Below are 17,054 nucleotides of genomic sequence, written 5' to 3'. Positions count from 1 at the left end.
GGTGAGAATAAGGACGCTCAAACCATGGAACAGAACAGACCCACCTTTCAGTTCAACCTCCTGCTCTCCGTTGTCACCCTGATCCTGCTGTCGCTGGTGTTTTTTGCCTACAGCTGGTCAGGGACGCGACTCGAACAGAGTTATCAGCAACGCTACCAATCCTATCTGCTGGCCGATGAACTGCGGCAATCCTCCGACGATCTGACCCGGCTCGGTCGCACCTATGTGATCACCAAGGATCCCGCCTACGAGCAGCAGTACATGCGGATCCTGGCCATTCGCAACGGTGAACAGAACCGGCCAGAGGGCTACAACCGCATCTACTGGGACTTCGTCGCCGCCAACGGCCAGAATCCGAGACCCGACGGCAATCTTCGCCGCGGCCTCATCGATCTGATGAAGGACACCGGCTTCACCGACGGGGAGCTGGCCAAGCTCAACGAGGCCAAGAACAACTCGGATGCCCTGGTCAACACAGAGGTGGCGGCCTTCAAGCTGGTGCAGCAGACGGACGGTGATCAGGCAGCCAACCAGCAAAAGGCCATCGCCATGATGCATGACAAGGCCTATCACCAGAACAAGGGACGCATCATGTCCCCCATAGATGACTTCTACGTCATGATGGAGAACCGCACCCAGCAGGCGGTGGACGATGCCACCAGCCAGTCCTCCATGCTGCGTTACCTCTTCATCGCCCTGGGTCTGGTGTTGATGTTCTTCCTGTGGCGCACCTACAAGGCCCTGCTCGATCTGGTCGGCACCTCGGTCAGCCAGCTCAGGAGCGATCTCGGCAGCCTGGCGCAGGGGGATTTCTCGCGCCAGATCCATGTGCCGAGCGGCGCCAAGGAGAGCCTGATCGGCCTGCTGGCCACCATGCAATCCACCCTCAAGGGGATCATTGCCCAGGTCTCCCACTCCACCGAGGAGCTGTCGGGATCGGCCGACAGCATAGCCCAGATAGCGGAGCAGACCGCCCAGTTTGCCACCTCCCAGCAAACCAGCACCCAGACCATGGCGGCGGCCATCGAGGAGCTGGTGGTGAGCATCAGCCACCTCTCCGACAACGCCACCCATGCCGACGAGTTGAGCAAGGTTTCCGCCAATACCCTGGAAGAGGGATCCGGCGTCATCAAGCAGACCCTGGACAGCATACAGAGCATCTCGGACACCGTATCCAACGCGGCCAGCAGCCTCTCCGATCTCAACAGTCACACCCAGCAGATCTCGGACATCATAGAGGTGATCCGCGGCATCGCCGATCAGACCAACCTGCTGGCCCTCAACGCGGCCATAGAGGCGGCGCGGGCCGGTGAGCAGGGACGCGGCTTCGCCGTGGTGGCCGACGAGGTGCGCAATCTCGCCAGCCGCTCGGCGGCCTCGACCCAGCAGATCACCGGCATGATCAGCAAGATCCAGATCGGGGCTGATGCCTCCATCCGCAGCATGGAGAACACGGTCAACAACGTCTCCCGCGGGGTGAGCCTGGCCAACCAGACGGGCGAGGCCATCGCCAGCATCAAGAGCCATGCCTCCAACCTGACCGGCCTGATGGGGGAGATAAGCCACACCCTGCGCGAGCAGTCCACCGCCGCCAACGAGGTGGTCTCCACCGTCGGCAACATCACCTCCCTCTCAGAGCAGTCGGGGGACGCGGCCCGTCACGTCTCCCAGGAGGCGGCCAAGCTCAAGCAGCTGTCACGGCTGCTGCGCCAGGAGATGGGCCACTTCAAGCTGTGATCCTATGGCACAAAGCAAAACGGCTGCCCAAAGGCAGCCGTTTTTTATGCGGGTGTGTCACCCTGGCATCACACTCAACCGCGCAGGGCGGCGATGCGCTGCTCGATGGGCGGGTGGCTCATGAACAGCTCGCTCACGGAGCGCTTGCCATTGATGCCAAAGGCCATCATGGCTCCTTCCATCTGCGGCTCGGCACCGCGGGAGAGGCGCTGCAGCGCGGCAATCATCTTGTCGCGGCCGGCCAGCTTGGCGGCACCGGCGTCGGCGCGGAACTCACGCTGGCGGCTGAACCACATGACGATCATGGAAGCCAGCACGCCGAACAGCATCTCCAGCACGAAGACGGTGATCATGTAGGCAAAGCCACCCGAGCTGCTGCTCTCTTCGCTGTTGTTGGAGCTGAAGAAGTTGCTGATGACGCCGGCCACGATACGGGCGAAGAACATCACGAAGGTGTTCACCACCCCCTGGATCAGGGTCAGGGTCACCATGTCGCCGTTGGCCACGTGGCTCACCTCGTGGGCCAGCACGGCTTCCGCCTCGTCCCGGCTCATGCTGTAGAGCAGGCCGGAGGAGACGGCAACCAGCGAATCGTCGCGCCGGGCACCGGTGGCGAACGCATTCATCTCGGGAGAGTCGTAGATCCCCACTTCCGGCATCTTGATGCCCGCTTCACGTGCCTGACGGGCCACGGTACTGACCAGCCAGTGCTCGGTCTCGTTGCGGGGTTGCTCGATGACCTGGACGCCATAGCTGCGCTTGGCCATCCACTTGGACATCAGCAAGGAGATAAAGGAACCCCCAAAACCGAACACGGCACAGAACACCAACAGACCGGAAATGCTGGACTTGTTGATCCCCAGAACCGAGAACAGGATATTGAGTACCACCCCCAGCACCAGCATGACGGCCAGGTTGGTCACCAGGAATAGCATAATTCGCTTCATATTGACTCCTTGTGAGATATGGATGCGTGGCCCCACACAGCGTCACTGCCGGCCGGGACCACACCTGCCCACATAATAGATAGATTCGATGAATGTTCGCTGAATGTCGGCCTCAGAGCAGGGGCGAAATGTCGAGACGCCCGCGCAGATCGGCCTCGAGCGGATTGTTTACAAAGGGTATTTCACCCAAAAACGGGGCGGGCAGCAAGCCCCGCAAGGTGTCCAGGTTCTCCTGGTAGTGACTCATGGAGCCGTGCAGCCGATTGATGACCCAGCCCGCCACCGGCAGGTTGTCATTGCGAATGGCGGCGAAGGTGAGCAGCGCATGGTTGAGGCAACCCAGCTTGGCCCCCACCACCATGATCACCGGCATGTTCTCCTGCTTGACCCAGTCCGACAACAGGTGCTTGCGATCCAGCGGCAAAAACCAGCCCCCGGCTCCCTCCACCACCACCAGCTCGGCCCCCGCCTGCTCTATCTGGCGCAAGCCATCGGACAAGCCCGTCAGCGTGATGGCCTCACGGGCCTCGCTGGCGGCGATATGGGGCGCGATGGGCGGTTCAAAGGCGAACGGATTGACCAGATCGTAGGGCAGAGGCAGGCTCGCTGCCTCCTGCAACAGCACGGCGTCCAGGTTGCGCAGCCCATCCGGGGTGCGGGCACAACCGGCTGAGACAGGCTTGTAACCGGCGCACTGGATGCCGTGGGCGGCAAATTCCAGCAACAGGGTGCGGGCGACCAGTGTCTTGCCCACATCTGTGTCCGTGCCCGTGATAAAGAAGGATTTAACCATGATGACTCCTCAACGCAAATCAGGTGCCTATCCGCATATGGGGACAGAGCACCTGCGTATCAACTCTGTCAGGTCGAGCGGCAGATCCACAGCCAGCTCAACCTCGGACCGGTTTATCGGCGGCTCGCTTGCCCCAGACAGACCTGGTAACTGGCGGTCAGCCTGCCGTCCGGCTGGCGATGGGCTTCATAAGCCAGGCTCAGGCGCTGCAAGCGCTGCCGGCTGCTGAGGCCGGGCTGACGCTCGTCATTGATCTGGCTGGCCCCTATCCCCTTGAGATCGCGCAGCAGACCACTCAGTTCGGGATAGGCGAGCGACCAGGTCAGGCTCTCGAGGCGAGGGGCGGTGAAGCCCCCTGCGGCCATGGCATCCTGCAATTGTGGCAGGCTGAGGAAGCGATTGACATGGGGACTGTCATCAACCGTGCGCCAGGCCTCACGCAATTGCCAGAGCGAATCCGAGAGCAGGGTCGAGAACAACAGCCGGCCGCCGGGTTTGAGCACCCGATGCAGTTCGGCAAAGGCCTGCGCCGGCCGCTCACACCACTGCAAGGCCAGGCTGGAGAAGACCCAGTCCAGACTCTGATCGGCAAAGGGCAACTGCTCCGCATCGCCGCACACCAGTTGAGCGCCGCTGCCGCGCAGGGCAGCCTGCGCCAGCATGCCGGGGGCGAGATCCAGCCCGTGCAGCCGGTGACAACGGCCCGCCAGGTGCGGCAGGAAGAAACCTGTGCCGCAGCCCAGATCCAGCCCGCTCACCGTCAGCGCAAGGCCAACCTGCCTGTCCGGCATCCGCTCAAGCAGCGCCAGCCCCACCTCCTGCTGGAAGCGGGCGTGGGCGTCGTAGTGGCGGGCGGCCGCCCCGAAGCGGCGGGCGAGCTGGGCCTTGTCGACCGACTGGAAACGCTCATGCATGGCGAGCACCTCTCGGGTCTGCGGCATCCTGATCCCCGCTGGCCGACGGGGTGCAAGGGCCGAGGGCATAGAGCAGGCGATCCACATCCTGTTCACTGTGGGCCGCGCTCAGGGTGATGCGCAGCCGCGCCGTGCCCGCCGGCACAGTGGGCGGGCGAATGGCGGTGACCCAGAGCCCGACTGCGCGCAGTCGTTCGGCCAGCTGCAGGGCGGCGATGCTCTCCCCCACCAGCAGCGGCTGTATGGGGGTGTCGCTCGCCCCAAGCTGCCAGCCAAGGGCGGCGGCGCCCTGCCGAAAGCGGGCTATCAGCTGCTGCAAGCGGACTCGGGCGTCGTCGGCGCCGCGCACCAGTTCGATGCTTTTGCTCACGGCGCAAGCCTGGGCGGCGGGCATATGGGTGCTGTAGACGTAGTGACGGGCGAAGTTGACCAGATAGTCCACCAGCTCGCGGCTGCCGCCGACGAAGGCCCCGGCCACTCCGAGCGCCTTGCCAAAGGTGCCCATCTGTATCTGTACATTGGCCGGATCCACCCCTTGCGCCGCCAGGGTGCCGCGCCCCTCTGACCCCAGCACGCCGAGACCGTGGGCATCGTCGATCATCAGCCAGTTGCCGCTCCGGGCAGCCAATGCCGCAAGTTCAGCCCAAGGGGCCTGATCCCCGTCCATGCTGAACACCCCTTCCGAGACGATCAAGCCCCGGTTTGGTTCGAGTTGACGCGCAAGCGCGGCCATATCGTTGTGGCCGAAACGCTTCATCTTGCAGGGCAGCTGGCTGCCCATCTCCTGCAGGGAGGCGTGGTTGAGTTTGTCCTGCCACAGCAGGTGATCCTTGCCGAGCAAGGCTTTGAGCACAGCCTGATTGGCGGAGAAACCGCAGTTGAACAGCAGCACAGCCTCCACCCCCAACCAGTCGGCAAGCGTCTCTTCCAGCTGCTGGTGGGCACGGCTGTAACCGGTCACCAGCGGCGAGGCGCCGGAGCCCGCGCCATAGCTGTCAATCCCCTCCTTGAAGGCGGCCTTGATGGCGGGGTGATCCGCCAGCCCCAGATAGTCGTTGGCGGAGAGGTTGAGGTAGTCGCACCCATCGACCACCAGCCTGGCTCCCGTGCGGCCATCGGTGGCGGTGCGGCGGCGCAGCAAGGCGGCCTGCTCGCGCCCGGCCAGCGCCTCACCCAGCGCAAAGGGACCCGTTACCACAGGGCTCTTCATGGACGCGCTACGCCTGCACGGGGACGGGTGGCATCGTAAAACATCTCATCCGGCTCGCTCTGGCGGCTCACCTCGGCCAGCAGCTCCTCTTCCTGAACCTGATCCGGCTTCTGGGCCCGCTGGGCGGGGCGGATGCCGAGCCGCTTGAACAGCTGCATGTCGCTGTTCTCGTCCGGATTGGGGGTGGTCAGCAGCTTGCAACCATAAAAAATCGAATTTGCCCCCGCCATAAAGCACATGGCCTGCATCTGCTCGTTCATCTTCTCCCGCCCGGCGGAGAGGCGCACGTGGGAGGCGGGCATCATGATCCGCGCCACGGCTATGGTGCGGATAAATTCGAACGAGTCGAGGTTCTCTTCGTTCTCCAGCGGTGTCCCCTTCACCTTGACCAGCATGTTGATGGGCACGCTCTCCGGGTGCCGTGGCAGGTTGGCCAGCGCCATCAAGAGGCCCGCCCTATCCTTGGCCTGCTCTCCCATGCCGACGATGCCGCCGGAGCAGACCTTCATGCCGGCGCCGCGCACGTGCTCCAGGGTATCCAGCCTGTCCTGATAGGTGCGGGTGGAGATGATCTCGCCGTAGAACTCCGGCGAGGTGTCGAGGTTGTGGTTGTAGTAGTCAAGGCCTGCAGCCCCCAGACGGGCCGCCTGATCGGCGGTCAGCATCCCTAGGGTCATGCAGGTCTCCATGCCGAGCCCGCGCACCTCCTCGATCATCCGCAGGATATAGGGCATATCCCGCTCCTTGGGGTTGCGCCAGGCGGCCCCCATGCAGAAGCGGGACGAACCGTTGGCCCTGGCCTCGCGGGCCCGTTCTAGCACCTTCTCCACCTCCATCAACCGCTCGGTCTCGAGCCCGGTGTGATAACGGGCGCTCTGGGGGCAATATTTGCAATCCTCCGGGCAGGCGCCTGTCTTGATGGAGAGCAGGGTACTCACCTGCACCTCGTTGGGATCGAAATGGGCGCGGTGTACCGTCTGGGCCTGGAACAGCAGATCGTTGAATGGCAGGGCAAACAGGGCCTGAACCTCGGACAGGGTCCAGTCGTGGCGAAGGGCGTGGCCGCCCAGGGTGAGAGCATTCATACATGGCTTCCGATTGTTATAAGTGGGATCCTGCGCCGGCCATCCCGGATGAGCGAACACAGAAACCGCCGCTGTGCCTGCACCTTCTCAATGGGCAGAGCCAAGTGGCTGAAATTGTTGGCTAGTGTAGAGAGCGCGCGTAGACTGTCAACACCGACCAGATCAAACAAATTGACAACAGAACATATAATGACCAATCAAGAATTCGACCTGCACCACGTCTGGCACCCCTATACCTCCCTCACCCATCCCCTGCCCTGCTATGAAGTGGCCAGCGCCAAAGGGGTAAAAATCACCCTCAGCGATGGCCGCGAACTGGTGGATGGCATGAGCTCCTGGTGGGCCTGCGTCCACGGCTATCAGGTGCCGGAACTGGATGCGGCCGCCACCGCCCAGCTTGGCAAGATGTCCCACGTGATGTTCGGCGGCCTGACTCATGCCCCGGCCGTCGAGCTGTGTCGCAAGCTGGTGGAGATCACCCCGGCCGGCCTGGACAGAGTCTTCCTTGCCGATTCCGGCTCGGTGGCGGTGGAGGTGGCGCTCAAGATGGCCCAGCAGTACTGGCACGCCAGGGGCACGCCCAGAGCCAAGTTCCTCACCCTGCGCGGCGGCTATCACGGCGACACCTTCGGCGCCATGAGCGTCTGCGACCCGGATGGCGGCATGCACGAGCTCTATAAAGGCTTCCTGCCGGAGCACCATTTCGCCCCGGCCCCCAGCTGCCGCTTCCACGCCGAGTGGGACGAGCAGAGCGTGGTGGAGCTGGCGACGCTGGTAGCCGATCATCACGAAGAGATTGCCGCCATCGTGCTGGAACCCATAGTGCAGGGGGCCGGCGGCATGCGCTTCTACCATCCCCGCTACCTGCAGTGGGTACGCGCCCTGTGCGACGAGTTCGGCCTGCTGCTCATCGCCGACGAGATCGCCACCGGCTTTGGTCGCACCGGCCAGCTGTTTGCCTGTGACTGGGCGGGGATCAGTCCCGACATCATGTGTCTGGGCAAGGCGCTCACCGGCGGCTATCTGACGCTCTCGGCGACCCTGACTACCGAGCAGGTTGCCCGCACTATTTGCGATGGGAAAGCGGGCGTCTTTATGCACGGCCCCACCTTCATGGGCAACCCATTGGCATGTGCGGTCGCCAACGCCTCCATCGATCTGCTGCTCGCCTCCCCGTGGCAGGAACGGGTGCAGGCCATCGAACACCAGCTGCGTACCGAGCTGGTAGAACTGACCCTCAACCCGGCGGTGGCCGATGTGCGGGTGCTCGGCGCCATCGGCGTGGTGGAGATGAAGGAGCGGGTGGACGTGGCGCGCATCCAGCGCAAGTTCGTATCGCTTGGGGCCTGGATCCGGCCGTTTGGCAAGCTTGTCTACCTGATGCCTCCCTTCGTCATCACCTCCGAGGAGCTGAGGGTATTGACCGGCGCCATCAATGAGGCCATCGCCAGCGGCGAATTCTGAGCCTGAATGAACAGGCCCTGCATGAGAATGCAGGGCCTTTTGACTCTTTTTCATCAGAATGTGAGCGAGGCACCAGACCCGGACCGCCGGGGCGAGTAGACTGCGCGGGTTTTACCCAACAGATGTACCTTTCCCATGCGCCTCTCCATTGCTGCCAAAATCAACTTCTTCCTGCTGTTCATCTTCTCCATGGTGCTGGTCTTCTCCGCAGCCTATCAGGCGGTGCGCGAGCGCGACCTCATCCTGACCCTGATCAAGGAGCAGAGTCGCGAGCAGACCGAGGCCTATTTCGACGGTCTCAACATGCTGATGCTGACCGGCAAGATGGATGCCCGCGACACCCTGCGCAGCAAGTTTCTCGATCACGCCCACGTGGAAGATGCCCGCATAGTGCGCGGCGAACCGGTGAGCAAGCAGTACGGGGTCGGCCACGAGAGCGAGCAGCCCAAAGACAGGTTCGATGAGCTGGCACTGGCGGGCAAAGGCAGCCTGGAGGTGGTGCACGACGGCATGCACAGCAAACTGGTGGTGACCAGGCCGCTGCTGGCCAAGAAGGATTTTCGCGGCACCGACTGCACCAGCTGCCATCAGGTGGCGGAAAATACCGTGCTGGGGGCGGTGCGCTTTGACTACTCCCTCGATACTCTGTTCACCCGGGTCGAGCAGAACATACTCACCTCGGCGCTGAGCCTCACCGTCATCTTCGGGCTGGGCCTGCTGCTGACCCTCTGGGTCATCCGCACCTGGATAGTGCGCCCCCTCAACCAGCTGACCCGCTCCATGGAGGAGGCCACCGATCTGCACGACTTCGGTCATCGACTGGAAGGGGATGAAGGGGACGAGATAGGTCGGGTCGCGCTGGCCTACAACCAGATGCTCGACAGCGTGGAGCGCCAGCTGGGCAAGCGCCCCGCACCTCGCCCGGAGAGGGACGAGAAAAAGCAAGATTAGCCCCTGTAGTAGAACAGCAGGCTGGCGATGAGGATCAGCAACAAGATGGCCAGATGCACCAGGCCGACATCCTCCCGACGACGGCAACGTTGCCGCTCGAACAGCAAGACCACCAGGGTCAGCACAGAGCAACCCCAGAGCCCGTGCACCAGCCAGGGAGTCAGTACGGGATCCCAGCTCTGGCGCACCTTGACCCCGCCATAGATCAGAAAACCGTAGGCAGTCTGTGGCCGCGCGAAGTGATAGAGGGAGAGCAAGGCGATGAAGCCGCCCCAGCAGAGGATCACCAAGCCCTGCAGCACCCTGGTCAGCCGGTCAGGTCCATGTCGCCGCTCTTTCATGCCCATCCCTCACCCAAGTGGCCCGGTCATGAGGTGATCCGGACACAAAACCCCTCCAGAGTCCGACATTTTTGCTTGTTTATCAAACCCGCGCGGGTAAGATTGACGGCTTAGTCTGCCATGATGGGCCTATCAATGCCCGGGCAAGACCCATAGCGCTGCAAGAACAAGCTGGAGACAATATTTCGATGACGCACGCATCCGTAGTAGATGTGCTGACCGGTAAATATGCGGTTGGCACCACCCAGACAGTCAAAGGGTGGATCCGGACTCGCCGTGATTCCAAGGCGGGGATCTCATTTTTGGCCGTATCCGATGGCTCCTGTTTCCATCCGGTGCAGGCCGTCGTCCCCAATACCCTGGCCAATTATGAGAATGAAGTGCTGCGTCTGACCACAGCTTGCTCCGTGGAAGTCACCGGTGTGGTTGCCGCCTCCCAGGGCAACGGTCAGGCTTTCGAACTGCAAGCCACCGACGTCAAGGTCGTAGGCTGGGTCGAAGATCCGGACACCTACCCCATGGCCGCCAAGCGCCACAGCATAGAGTACCTGCGTGAACAGGCCCACCTGCGTCCGCGCACCAACATAGTCGGCGCAGTGACCCGGGTGCGCAACTGCCTGGCCCAGGCCATCCACCGCTTCTTCCATGAAGAGGGTTATCTGTGGATTGCGGCTCCGCTCATCACCGCCTCTGACACCGAAGGTGCCGGCGAGATGTTCCGCGTCTCCACCCTGGATCTGGAAAACCTGCCGCGCACCGACGCCGGCAAGGTCGATTACGACAAGGACTTCTTCGGCAAAGAGACCTTCCTGACCGTGTCCGGTCAGCTCAACGTCGAGACCTACGCCTGTGCCCTCTCCAAGGTCTACACCTTCGGGCCCACCTTCCGCGCCGAAAACTCCAACACCAGCCGCCATCTGGCCGAGTTCTGGATGGTTGAGCCGGAAATTGCCTTCGCCAACCTGGACGATAACGCCGCCCTGGCCGAAGCCATGCTCAAATACGTCTTCAACGCCGTGCTGAGTGAGCGCCGCGACGATCTGGAGTTCTTTGCCCAGCACGTCGACAAGGATGCCATCGGTCGTCTGGAACGCTTCGTCTCCTCCGACTTCGCCCAGATCGACTACACAGATGCCATCGAAGTGCTGAAAAACTGTGGCAAGACCTTCGAGTTCCCTGTCTCCTGGGGCATCGACTTGTCCTCCGAGCACGAGCGCTATCTGGCCGAGGAGCACTTCAAGTCTCCTGTGGTGGTGAAGAACTACCCGAAAGACATCAAGGCCTTCTACATGCGTCTCAACGATGACGGCAAAACCGTTGCCGCCATGGACGTACTGGCCCCCGGGATCGGCGAGATCATCGGCGGTGCCCAGCGTGAAGAGCGCCTCGAGGTACTCGATCAGCGCATGGCCGAGATGGGTCTGAACAAGGAAGATTACTGGTGGTATCGCGATCTGCGCCGCTTCGGCACAGTCCCGCACGCCGGTTTCGGCCTCGGTTTCGAGCGTCTGGTGGTCTACGTGACCGGTATGGGCAACGTCCGCGACGTCATCCCCTTCCCGCGTACCCCGCGTACCGCCGAGTTCTGATTACTACCACTTGCCGACAAAGCCGACCCCAGGGTCGGCTTTTTGTTATCCAGGCAACGCCATTCCACCCTGCAGACCACCACAATTAATCACCCACTCCACTCCCCCACAGCCCACTTGCCACTCCCCTCACCCCCTGCAGCACATAGAGCCCCGTACGGTGCCGTTTATTGGCACAACAAATAACAATGATGTTAATACGTGGTTTTTATGCAGTTAAATCAAAAAGCGATGAGTTATTGAAGTACCTCAAATTTTTACCCCTTTTAGGAGGGCACAATACCCACTAACCCTTTAGGGCTAAATAAAAAACAGACAATCCTGGTCCATGAACCCAACACAACACTGACATGGATTAAATCACGCGAGGTAATGGAATGATCTTGATGGAATTTTTTGTGGTGCTCGGCTGCTTGCTGCTGGGTACCCGGTTTGGGGGCATGGGACTGGGTCTCATCAGCGGCATAGGTCTATTCCTGCTGACCTTCGTGTTCGGCCTGACCCCGGGTGAACCGCCGGTACAGGTGATGCTGACCATACTCGCGGTGATCGGCTGCGCCGCCACCCTGCAGACCGCAGGTGGCCTCAACCTGATGATGCAGATTGCCGAGCGCCTGCTGCGCCGTCACCCCCAATACATCACAATCCTGGCACCGCTCACTACCTGGACCCTCACCTTCCTGTGCGGTACCGGCCACGTGGTCTACACCATGTTCCCCATCATCGCCGACATAGCGCTGCAGAAGAACATACGTCCCGAGCGGCCGATGGCGGTGGCGTCCGTTGCCTCCCAGATGGCGATCTGCGCCTCCCCGGTCTCGGTGGCCGTGGTCTCCATGGTCTCCATCCTGGCGGCCGGTCACGGTATAGGTCAGGCTTACGGCCTGCTCGACATCCTGATGATCGCCATCCCCTCCTCCCTGACCGGCGTGATCATGGCGGCCCTGTGGAGCTTGCGCCGTGGCAAGGATCTGGACCAGGACGAGGAGTTCCAGGCCAAGATCAAGGATCCGGAACAGCGCACCTTCGTCTACGGCGGTGGTGAAACCCTGCTCAACACCAAGTTCCCGAAAGAGGCCTACTGGTCTACCTGGATCTTCTTCGCCGCCATCGCCGCCGTGGTCTTGCTCGGTGCCAACGAGGGGCTGCGCCCCGTGTTCACCATCAAGGACAAGACGGGCCCCCTCTCCATGAACCTGGTGATCCAGATGATGATGCTGATCGCCGGCGCCATCATACTGATGCGCTGCAAGGTCAAGCCGGGCGACATCTCCAACGGCCCCGTGTTCAAGGCCGGCATGGTCGCCATCTTCTCCGTGTTCGGGGTTGCATGGATGAGTGAGACCTTCTTCCAGGCTCACATGCCGCTGCTCAAAGAAACCCTGGCCCACGTTGTACAGGCCCAGCCCTGGACCTACGCCCTGGTGCTCTTCCTCATCTCCAAGCTGGTGAACAGCCAGGCCGCCGCCCTCACCGCCATCGCCCCCATGGGGCTGGCACTGGGGGTGGAGCCCAAGCTGCTGATCGCCTTCCTGCCGGCAAGCTACGGCTACTTCGTGCTGCCGACCTACCCGAGTGATCTGGCCTGTATCGGTTTCGACCGCTCCGGCACCACCCGCATCGGCAAGTTCATCATCAACCACAGCTTCATCATTCCGGGGCTGATCGGGGTCAGCAGCTCCTGCGCCCTGGGGTATGTGCTGACCACCATTCTGCTCTAATCGCAGCGGCGTTTATCACGCTCTTGCCAGGCAGGCCCCCGCATGGGGGCCTGCTCTTTTCTCCCCCCGGTGAATTCCTGCCACGATTTTCCGCTGCGGCTTTACCTGCGCCCCCGCCACTGGGTAGCATGCCCCCTCGTTCACCATAGGAATCTTCCCCATGTCTCGCGTCATCCTGCTCTGGAGCGGTGGCAAAGATGCCATGCTGGCCCTCTGCCATGCCCGCGATGCGGGCCATCAGGTGGTGGCACTGGCCACCTTTGCACCGCCAGAGCCCCGATTTCTGGCTCACCCCTTGCCGCTGGTGCGCCGTCAGGCGGCGGCCCTCGGGCTGCCTCATCTGCTGGTCACCATAGAAGCGCCGTTCGAGCAGAGCTACGAAACCGCGCTGAGCCGCTTGCAGCAGGAGTGGGCGCTCGATGGGGTAGTGACCGGCGATATCGACAGCGTGGGGGGCGCACCAAACTGGATCCGCGAGCGCAGCCAGCCGCTCGGGCTCGCCGTCCACACCCCGCTCTGGCAGCAATCTCGCCAAACCTTGCTGGCGGATATGCTGGCGCGCGGCATAGTCGCTCACCTCTCCTGCGTCGATACCCGGATGCTGGCTCCCGAGTGGGCCGGGCGCTCGCTCAATGCAGCCACCCTCGCCGATCTGCAGCAACTGGCCGAGCGCCAGGGGTTCGATGCCTGCGGCGAGCAGGGGGAGTACCACACCATGGTGACCGACGGCCCCGGCTTTGCCGCTCCGTTGCGCCTCGATGGCTGGCAGGTAACACGGCAGGATCATCTGGCCTATCTGGCAGAAGAGGGCGCGAGCCATCTAGTCAGTTAGGCATTAGTCAGTTAGGCGCTAGCCATCTAATCAGTTAGGGCTGCGCCAGACCATCCAATTTCCATAAAAAACGGGAGGCCTGAGCCTCCCGTTTGCACTGCTTTTATTCGATATGTCAGCGTGCCAGCCTGGTCAGCACCCGCTGCAACAGGCGGATGCGCGGCTCTATGCTCTCCAGCAGCAGGAATTCGCTCTCCGAGTGGAAGCCGCCACCCATGGGGCCGAAGCCGTCCAGCGACGGCACGCCCGCGGCGGCGGTGAAGTTGGCATCCGAGCCGCCACCTGCCTCCAGCCAGTTGAAGGGGATCCCCTCTTCCAGGCCTGCCGCTTCCACCAGCGCCATCAGCGCTTCGGTATCGCCACTCGGGCGCATCGCCGGCTTGAAGGCCTGGCGATCCACCTCGACCCGGCAGCCGGCGAGGAAGGGATTGTTGGCCATGAAGCCGAGCCGCTCATGCACAGCCGCCGCCTCTTCATTGCGCCAGAAGCGCAAGTCCACGATCGCCTCGGCAAAGTCCGGCACCACGTTGACGCCAGTGCCGCCCTGCACCACCCCGACGTTCATTGTGGTGCCCGTCTCAAGATTGACCTGATCGTTGATGGCCAGCACCCAGTGCGCCAGCTCTGTGATGGCCGAGATCCCCTCGCTCAGGGCCGAACCGGCGTGGGAGGCCTTGCCGTGGAAGCGGATGCGGTACTTGGCATTGCCCTTGCGGGCGCTGATGAGATCCCCGTTGGGGCGAGCCGCCTCGGCCACCAGCACGCAACCGCTCTGCTTGGCCTTCTCCACCAGCCAATCTTTGGACCAGGGGGAGCCCACCTCCTCATCGCAGTTGCAGCAGACCAGCACCTTGAGTTTGGCCAGTTGCGCCGGATCCATCTCTTTCAGGGCATACCAGATAGAGAGCAGGCCGCTCTTCATGTCCGACACGCCGGGGCCAAAGGCCTGATTGCCTTCGATGGAGAGCGGACGCTTGGCCGCCGTCCCCTCGGGGAAGACGGTATCCATGTGGCCGCACAGCATCACGTCGTAGTGATCGGCGCCCGGCGCATTGGTTGCCTCGAGGCAGGGGCCGCACTCAGGAGCGAACTGGTGGCGGGTCACCTGCCAGCCGATCGCCTGATACTTTTCGGTCATGATGTCGGCCACCCGAGCCACCCCGGCCGGGGTGCGGGTGCCGCAATCGAGATTGATGAGCGGGGCCAAGTCGGCCAGATAGCTATCGAGGGAAAACGGGCTCTTTACATCTGTCATCATCTTCTCCATGCAAGCCTTGCCACTCGCGGCCAAGGCCTGTCAGCAACAGGATGAGGGCGGGCAGCCGCAGTGGCCCGCCCCGTCATTACATACACAGCAGACCATCACATAAACAGCAGATAGTTGAGCCCCAGCGCCGTCACCAGGGCGCCGGCCATGGGCACGCAGGTGCGCTTGACCACCACGAAGGGCGACACCCTGGCGATCCCCGCGCAGGCGATCAGCACGGCCGCTATGGGGGATATGGTGCGACCGATGCTGGAGGCCAGCTGCATCGGCAGCAGCATGGTCACAGCAGGCACCCCGAACTTGGCCGCCACCGCCGGCGCCAGGGTGGAGAAGCTGAGGAAGGCCGCGTTGCCGGAGCCCATGATGACCGCCGCCACCATGATCAGCGCCACCATCACCAGGGTCATCAGGCCGCTGCCGATGCCGGCATTGCTGGCAGAGTGGAGCAGGGTATCGATGGCGCCTATGGCCTTGAGGGATTCAGCGAACAGCTCGGCGCAGACGATGAGCGCCACCACAGGGCCGAACACCTTGCCCATGCCATCGAGGAAGCTCGACAGTCCGGCCATGGCGGTGCGCAGCGAGCGGCTGCGCAGCAGTTCGCACAGCATGCCGATAAAGACCGACAGCAGCATGGCCACCTCCACGCTGACGCTGATGGTGGTCACCAGCAGCTTGGAGAAGGTCATCATCAGCACGAAGGGAATGATGGGCAGCAGGGCATACCAGATCGGCGCCTGCACGGCCTCAGTGCCCTGCTCGTCCAGCTCGGCGTGCTCACCGCGATGCTGGGCCGGATCCCAGCCATCCTGGCGATCGCAGTGACGCTGCCAGAAGAAGTGCAACACCATGGTCACCAGCAGCATGGGGGCCACCAGCCAGATCTGGTAATCGACAAAGTAGCTGGTCGGATCCATACCGGATTGACCGGCGGAGAAGATGGCATTGGTCTGGGTCGGGCCAATTTCAAACGCCTGCGAGGTGGCGATGACGCCACAGGCGGAGGCCGGGCTGATGCCGAGGTTGCGCATCACAGGATACATGGTGACCATCAACAGCAGGCCAAGGCCGGTGGCGGAGGTGATGAACAGGGAGACAAATACCGCCACCAGATAGCAGATTGAAAGCATCAGGTAGCTGGACTGGATGCCCGCCACCGGCTTGACCGCCACCCGCACCAGCGCCTGGGAGGCACCAATATGGGACATGTAGGTGGCAAAGCCCGCCACCGCCATTATGGTGAGGCCGAGCCCGGCCGCGCGGTAGGAGAAGATCCCCTTGAACACCTCGAACAGGTCGAACAGGGCGAAGCCGGTGCTCTTGTCCGCTGGGAGAATGGGGTGCAGCCCCAACCAGTAGGCCACCGCAAAAATGGCCATGCCCGCCAGCGCCAGCACCGCCTGCGGGTTGTAATCCTTGATGATGCCGTAGACCACGGCGATCAGTACGAGCAAGACAAATAAGAGTTCCAATATTCGCTCCTGATAAAATTATCGAGGATCGGAATCTAGTGGTCGGGCCTCGCTTTCCCCTTGATCCCTGTCAATAAAGGTGGCTTCGCCTCCCTTTGATGGAATAAAGTGCTACCTACTTAACAAAAAACGGTCGTTTAAACTAAAGGCAAACCTTTAGAATCCCTTTGCCATCCGTTCTGGCGGATAACCTCAGGCTTTTTTGCTTTGGATCAACGTCAGGGGCCAGTGAACTGGCCAAGATGCGCATCGATACAGCGACCATTTCGCGCCGGAGAGAGTTATGACAAACCAAGCAACCGCGGGTATGACCACCAGCGACTACCAGCTATGGGACATCCTCGTCGAGTCTGCAAAGGAACGCACCACCATTCGTTACTCCAAACTGGCCAGGCAGGCCGGGCTGGAGAATAGCCAGGATGAGCTGCGCACCCTGCTGCAACGCATCCGCATGTACTGCACCGAGCACCAGCTGCCGATCCTCTCCACCATAGTGGTGGACGACGTGGGCAAATATACCGGCCTCTCCTCCAGCCTGCCGGACGCCCCCTGGGAACGTGCCAGGGTGTTTGACTACCAGTGGCCGGTAGCGCCCTGAGTCACAGCCTCATCACAACAACGCGCCCGGTGGCGCGTTTTGTACTTCTTCGGGCCCGCTCACCTGAACCGCAGGCAAAAAAAACCCGCCTCGAAGGCGGGTACTAAGCAAGCAACGCTCTGGATGACCAGAG

The 17,054-nt window shown here is 62.3% G+C and carries 15 protein-coding genes; 7 read left to right on the top strand and 8 right to left on the bottom strand.

Translation table 11 applies throughout. The features are described from left to right. Positions 1-24 precede the first annotated feature (24 nt). Positions 25-1,737, top strand: a complete 1,713-nt coding sequence (locus AACW87_RS07075) for a methyl-accepting chemotaxis protein (protein WP_241324577.1) — start codon at positions 25-27, stop codon at positions 1,735-1,737. 74 nt (positions 1,738-1,811) lie between these two features. Here the strand turns inward: AACW87_RS07075 and htpX are convergent, their stop codons facing one another. The 5 genes from htpX to bioB form a co-directional block, all read right to left on the bottom strand. Continuing rightward, complete coding sequence (htpX, locus tag AACW87_RS07070) at positions 1,812-2,684, bottom strand: protease HtpX (RefSeq protein ID WP_042651327.1); 873 nt, start codon at positions 2,682-2,684, stop codon at positions 1,812-1,814. Positions 2,685-2,796: 112 nt separating this feature from the next. Beyond that, on the bottom strand, positions 2,797-3,477 hold the full coding sequence (gene bioD, locus AACW87_RS07065) for a dethiobiotin synthase (protein WP_241278316.1): 681 nt from the start codon (positions 3,475-3,477) through the stop codon (positions 2,797-2,799). Between the two features lie 113 nt (positions 3,478-3,590). Next, positions 3,591-4,391 carry a malonyl-ACP O-methyltransferase BioC gene (gene bioC, locus AACW87_RS07060; RefSeq protein WP_241278661.1) on the bottom strand — a complete coding sequence of 267 codons (801 nt, stop codon included), beginning with the start codon at positions 4,389-4,391 and terminating at the stop codon, positions 3,591-3,593. After that, positions 4,384-5,601 carry an 8-amino-7-oxononanoate synthase gene (bioF, locus tag AACW87_RS07055; RefSeq protein WP_241324576.1) on the bottom strand — a complete coding sequence of 406 codons (1,218 nt, stop codon included), beginning with the start codon at positions 5,599-5,601 and terminating at the stop codon, positions 4,384-4,386. Before bioF ends, bioC begins: the two co-directional genes overlap by 8 nt. Then, positions 5,598-6,686 (bottom strand): biotin synthase BioB, encoded by a 1,089-nt coding sequence (gene bioB / locus AACW87_RS07050; protein WP_241278318.1) that lies wholly within the window; start codon positions 6,684-6,686, stop codon positions 5,598-5,600. The genes bioF and bioB overlap by 4 nt, the downstream gene beginning before the upstream one ends. A 189-nt stretch (positions 6,687-6,875) precedes the next feature. On the opposite strand from bioB, the gene bioA reads away from it, so the two are divergent. Further along, entirely contained in the window at positions 6,876-8,150 is a 1,275-nt protein-coding gene (gene bioA, locus AACW87_RS07045; RefSeq protein WP_241324575.1) for an adenosylmethionine--8-amino-7-oxononanoate transaminase, read from the top strand. A gap of 135 nt (positions 8,151-8,285) precedes the next feature. Beyond that, on the top strand, positions 8,286-9,101 hold the full coding sequence (locus tag AACW87_RS07040; protein ID WP_241324574.1) for a HAMP domain-containing protein: 816 nt from the start codon (positions 8,286-8,288) through the stop codon (positions 9,099-9,101). On the opposite strand, the gene AACW87_RS07035 is transcribed toward AACW87_RS07040, so the two are convergent. Then, on the bottom strand, positions 9,098-9,442 hold the full coding sequence (locus tag AACW87_RS07035; protein ID WP_241278321.1) for a hypothetical protein: 345 nt from the start codon (positions 9,440-9,442) through the stop codon (positions 9,098-9,100). The genes AACW87_RS07040 and AACW87_RS07035 overlap by 4 nt on opposite strands. A 188-nt stretch (positions 9,443-9,630) precedes the next feature. Here AACW87_RS07035 and asnS point away from each other — a divergent pair, with 188 nt between their 5' ends. The 3 genes from asnS to AACW87_RS07020 all read left to right on the top strand — a co-directional run bounded on the left by asnS (position 9,631) and on the right by AACW87_RS07020 (position 13,584). Further along, positions 9,631-11,031: an asparagine--tRNA ligase gene (gene asnS, locus AACW87_RS07030; protein ID WP_043557632.1), complete on the top strand. Its 1,401-nt coding sequence runs from the start codon at positions 9,631-9,633 to the stop codon at positions 11,029-11,031. Positions 11,032-11,408: 377 nt separating this feature from the next. Next, positions 11,409-12,752, top strand: a complete 1,344-nt coding sequence (locus tag AACW87_RS07025) for an anaerobic C4-dicarboxylate transporter (RefSeq protein WP_098984534.1) — start codon at positions 11,409-11,411, stop codon at positions 12,750-12,752. Between the two features lie 160 nt (positions 12,753-12,912). Beyond that, entirely contained in the window at positions 12,913-13,584 is a 672-nt protein-coding gene (locus AACW87_RS07020; protein WP_241324573.1) for an adenine nucleotide alpha hydrolase, read from the top strand. 115 nt (positions 13,585-13,699) lie between these two features. Here AACW87_RS07020 and AACW87_RS07015 read toward each other — a convergent pair whose 3' ends face one another. Together AACW87_RS07015 and dcuC are read right to left on the bottom strand one after the other, a co-directional pair. Beyond that, positions 13,700-14,839, bottom strand: coding sequence for a M20 family metallopeptidase (locus AACW87_RS07015; RefSeq protein ID WP_241324572.1), 1,140 nt, complete (start codon positions 14,837-14,839; stop codon positions 13,700-13,702). A 107-nt stretch (positions 14,840-14,946) separates the two neighbouring features. Then, positions 14,947-16,323 carry a C4-dicarboxylate transporter DcuC gene (gene dcuC / locus AACW87_RS07010; RefSeq protein WP_241324571.1) on the bottom strand — a complete coding sequence of 459 codons (1,377 nt, stop codon included), beginning with the start codon at positions 16,321-16,323 and terminating at the stop codon, positions 14,947-14,949. 283 nt (positions 16,324-16,606) lie between these two features. Between dcuC and AACW87_RS07005 the strand changes: the two genes are divergently transcribed. Further along, positions 16,607-16,921, top strand: a complete 315-nt coding sequence (locus tag AACW87_RS07005; RefSeq protein WP_043140964.1) for a hypothetical protein — start codon at positions 16,607-16,609, stop codon at positions 16,919-16,921. Positions 16,922-17,054 lie beyond the last annotated feature (133 nt).

This window comes from Aeromonas sp. MR7 (assembly GCF_963899385.1).
GTDB classification, from domain to species: Bacteria; Pseudomonadota; Gammaproteobacteria; order Enterobacterales; family Aeromonadaceae; genus Aeromonas; species Aeromonas bestiarum.
The sequence above is the reverse complement of the archived record's forward strand: the minus strand, read 5'-3'. Positions and strand labels throughout refer to the sequence as shown.

Excerpts from the sequence above, each read along its gene's own strand:
- bioC (WP_241278661.1), bottom strand. The coding sequence starts at position 4,391 with ATGCATGAGCGTTTCCAGTCGGTCGACAAGGCCCAGCTCGCCCGCCGC.
- AACW87_RS07025 (WP_098984534.1), top strand. The coding sequence starts at position 11,409 with ATGATCTTGATGGAATTTTTTGTGGTGCTCGGCTGCTTGCTGCTGGGT.
- AACW87_RS07020 (WP_241324573.1), top strand. The coding sequence starts at position 12,913 with ATGTCTCGCGTCATCCTGCTCTGGAGCGGTGGCAAAGATGCCATGCTG.
- AACW87_RS07040 (WP_241324574.1), top strand. The coding sequence starts at position 8,286 with ATGCGCCTCTCCATTGCTGCCAAAATCAACTTCTTCCTGCTGTTCATC.
- asnS (WP_043557632.1), top strand. The coding sequence starts at position 9,631 with ATGACGCACGCATCCGTAGTAGATGTGCTGACCGGTAAATATGCGGTT.
- bioB (WP_241278318.1), bottom strand. The coding sequence starts at position 6,686 with ATGAATGCTCTCACCCTGGGCGGCCACGCCCTTCGCCACGACTGGACC.
- AACW87_RS07035 (WP_241278321.1), bottom strand. The coding sequence starts at position 9,442 with ATGAAAGAGCGGCGACATGGACCTGACCGGCTGACCAGGGTGCTGCAG.
- htpX (WP_042651327.1), bottom strand. The coding sequence starts at position 2,684 with ATGAAGCGAATTATGCTATTCCTGGTGACCAACCTGGCCGTCATGCTG.
- bioF (WP_241324576.1), bottom strand. The coding sequence starts at position 5,601 with ATGAAGAGCCCTGTGGTAACGGGTCCCTTTGCGCTGGGTGAGGCGCTG.
- bioD (WP_241278316.1), bottom strand. The coding sequence starts at position 3,477 with ATGGTTAAATCCTTCTTTATCACGGGCACGGACACAGATGTGGGCAAG.
- AACW87_RS07015 (WP_241324572.1), bottom strand. The coding sequence starts at position 14,839 with ATGACAGATGTAAAGAGCCCGTTTTCCCTCGATAGCTATCTGGCCGAC.
- AACW87_RS07075 (WP_241324577.1), top strand. The coding sequence starts at position 25 with ATGGAACAGAACAGACCCACCTTTCAGTTCAACCTCCTGCTCTCCGTT.
- AACW87_RS07005 (WP_043140964.1), top strand. The coding sequence starts at position 16,607 with ATGACAAACCAAGCAACCGCGGGTATGACCACCAGCGACTACCAGCTA.
- bioA (WP_241324575.1), top strand. The coding sequence starts at position 6,876 with ATGACCAATCAAGAATTCGACCTGCACCACGTCTGGCACCCCTATACC.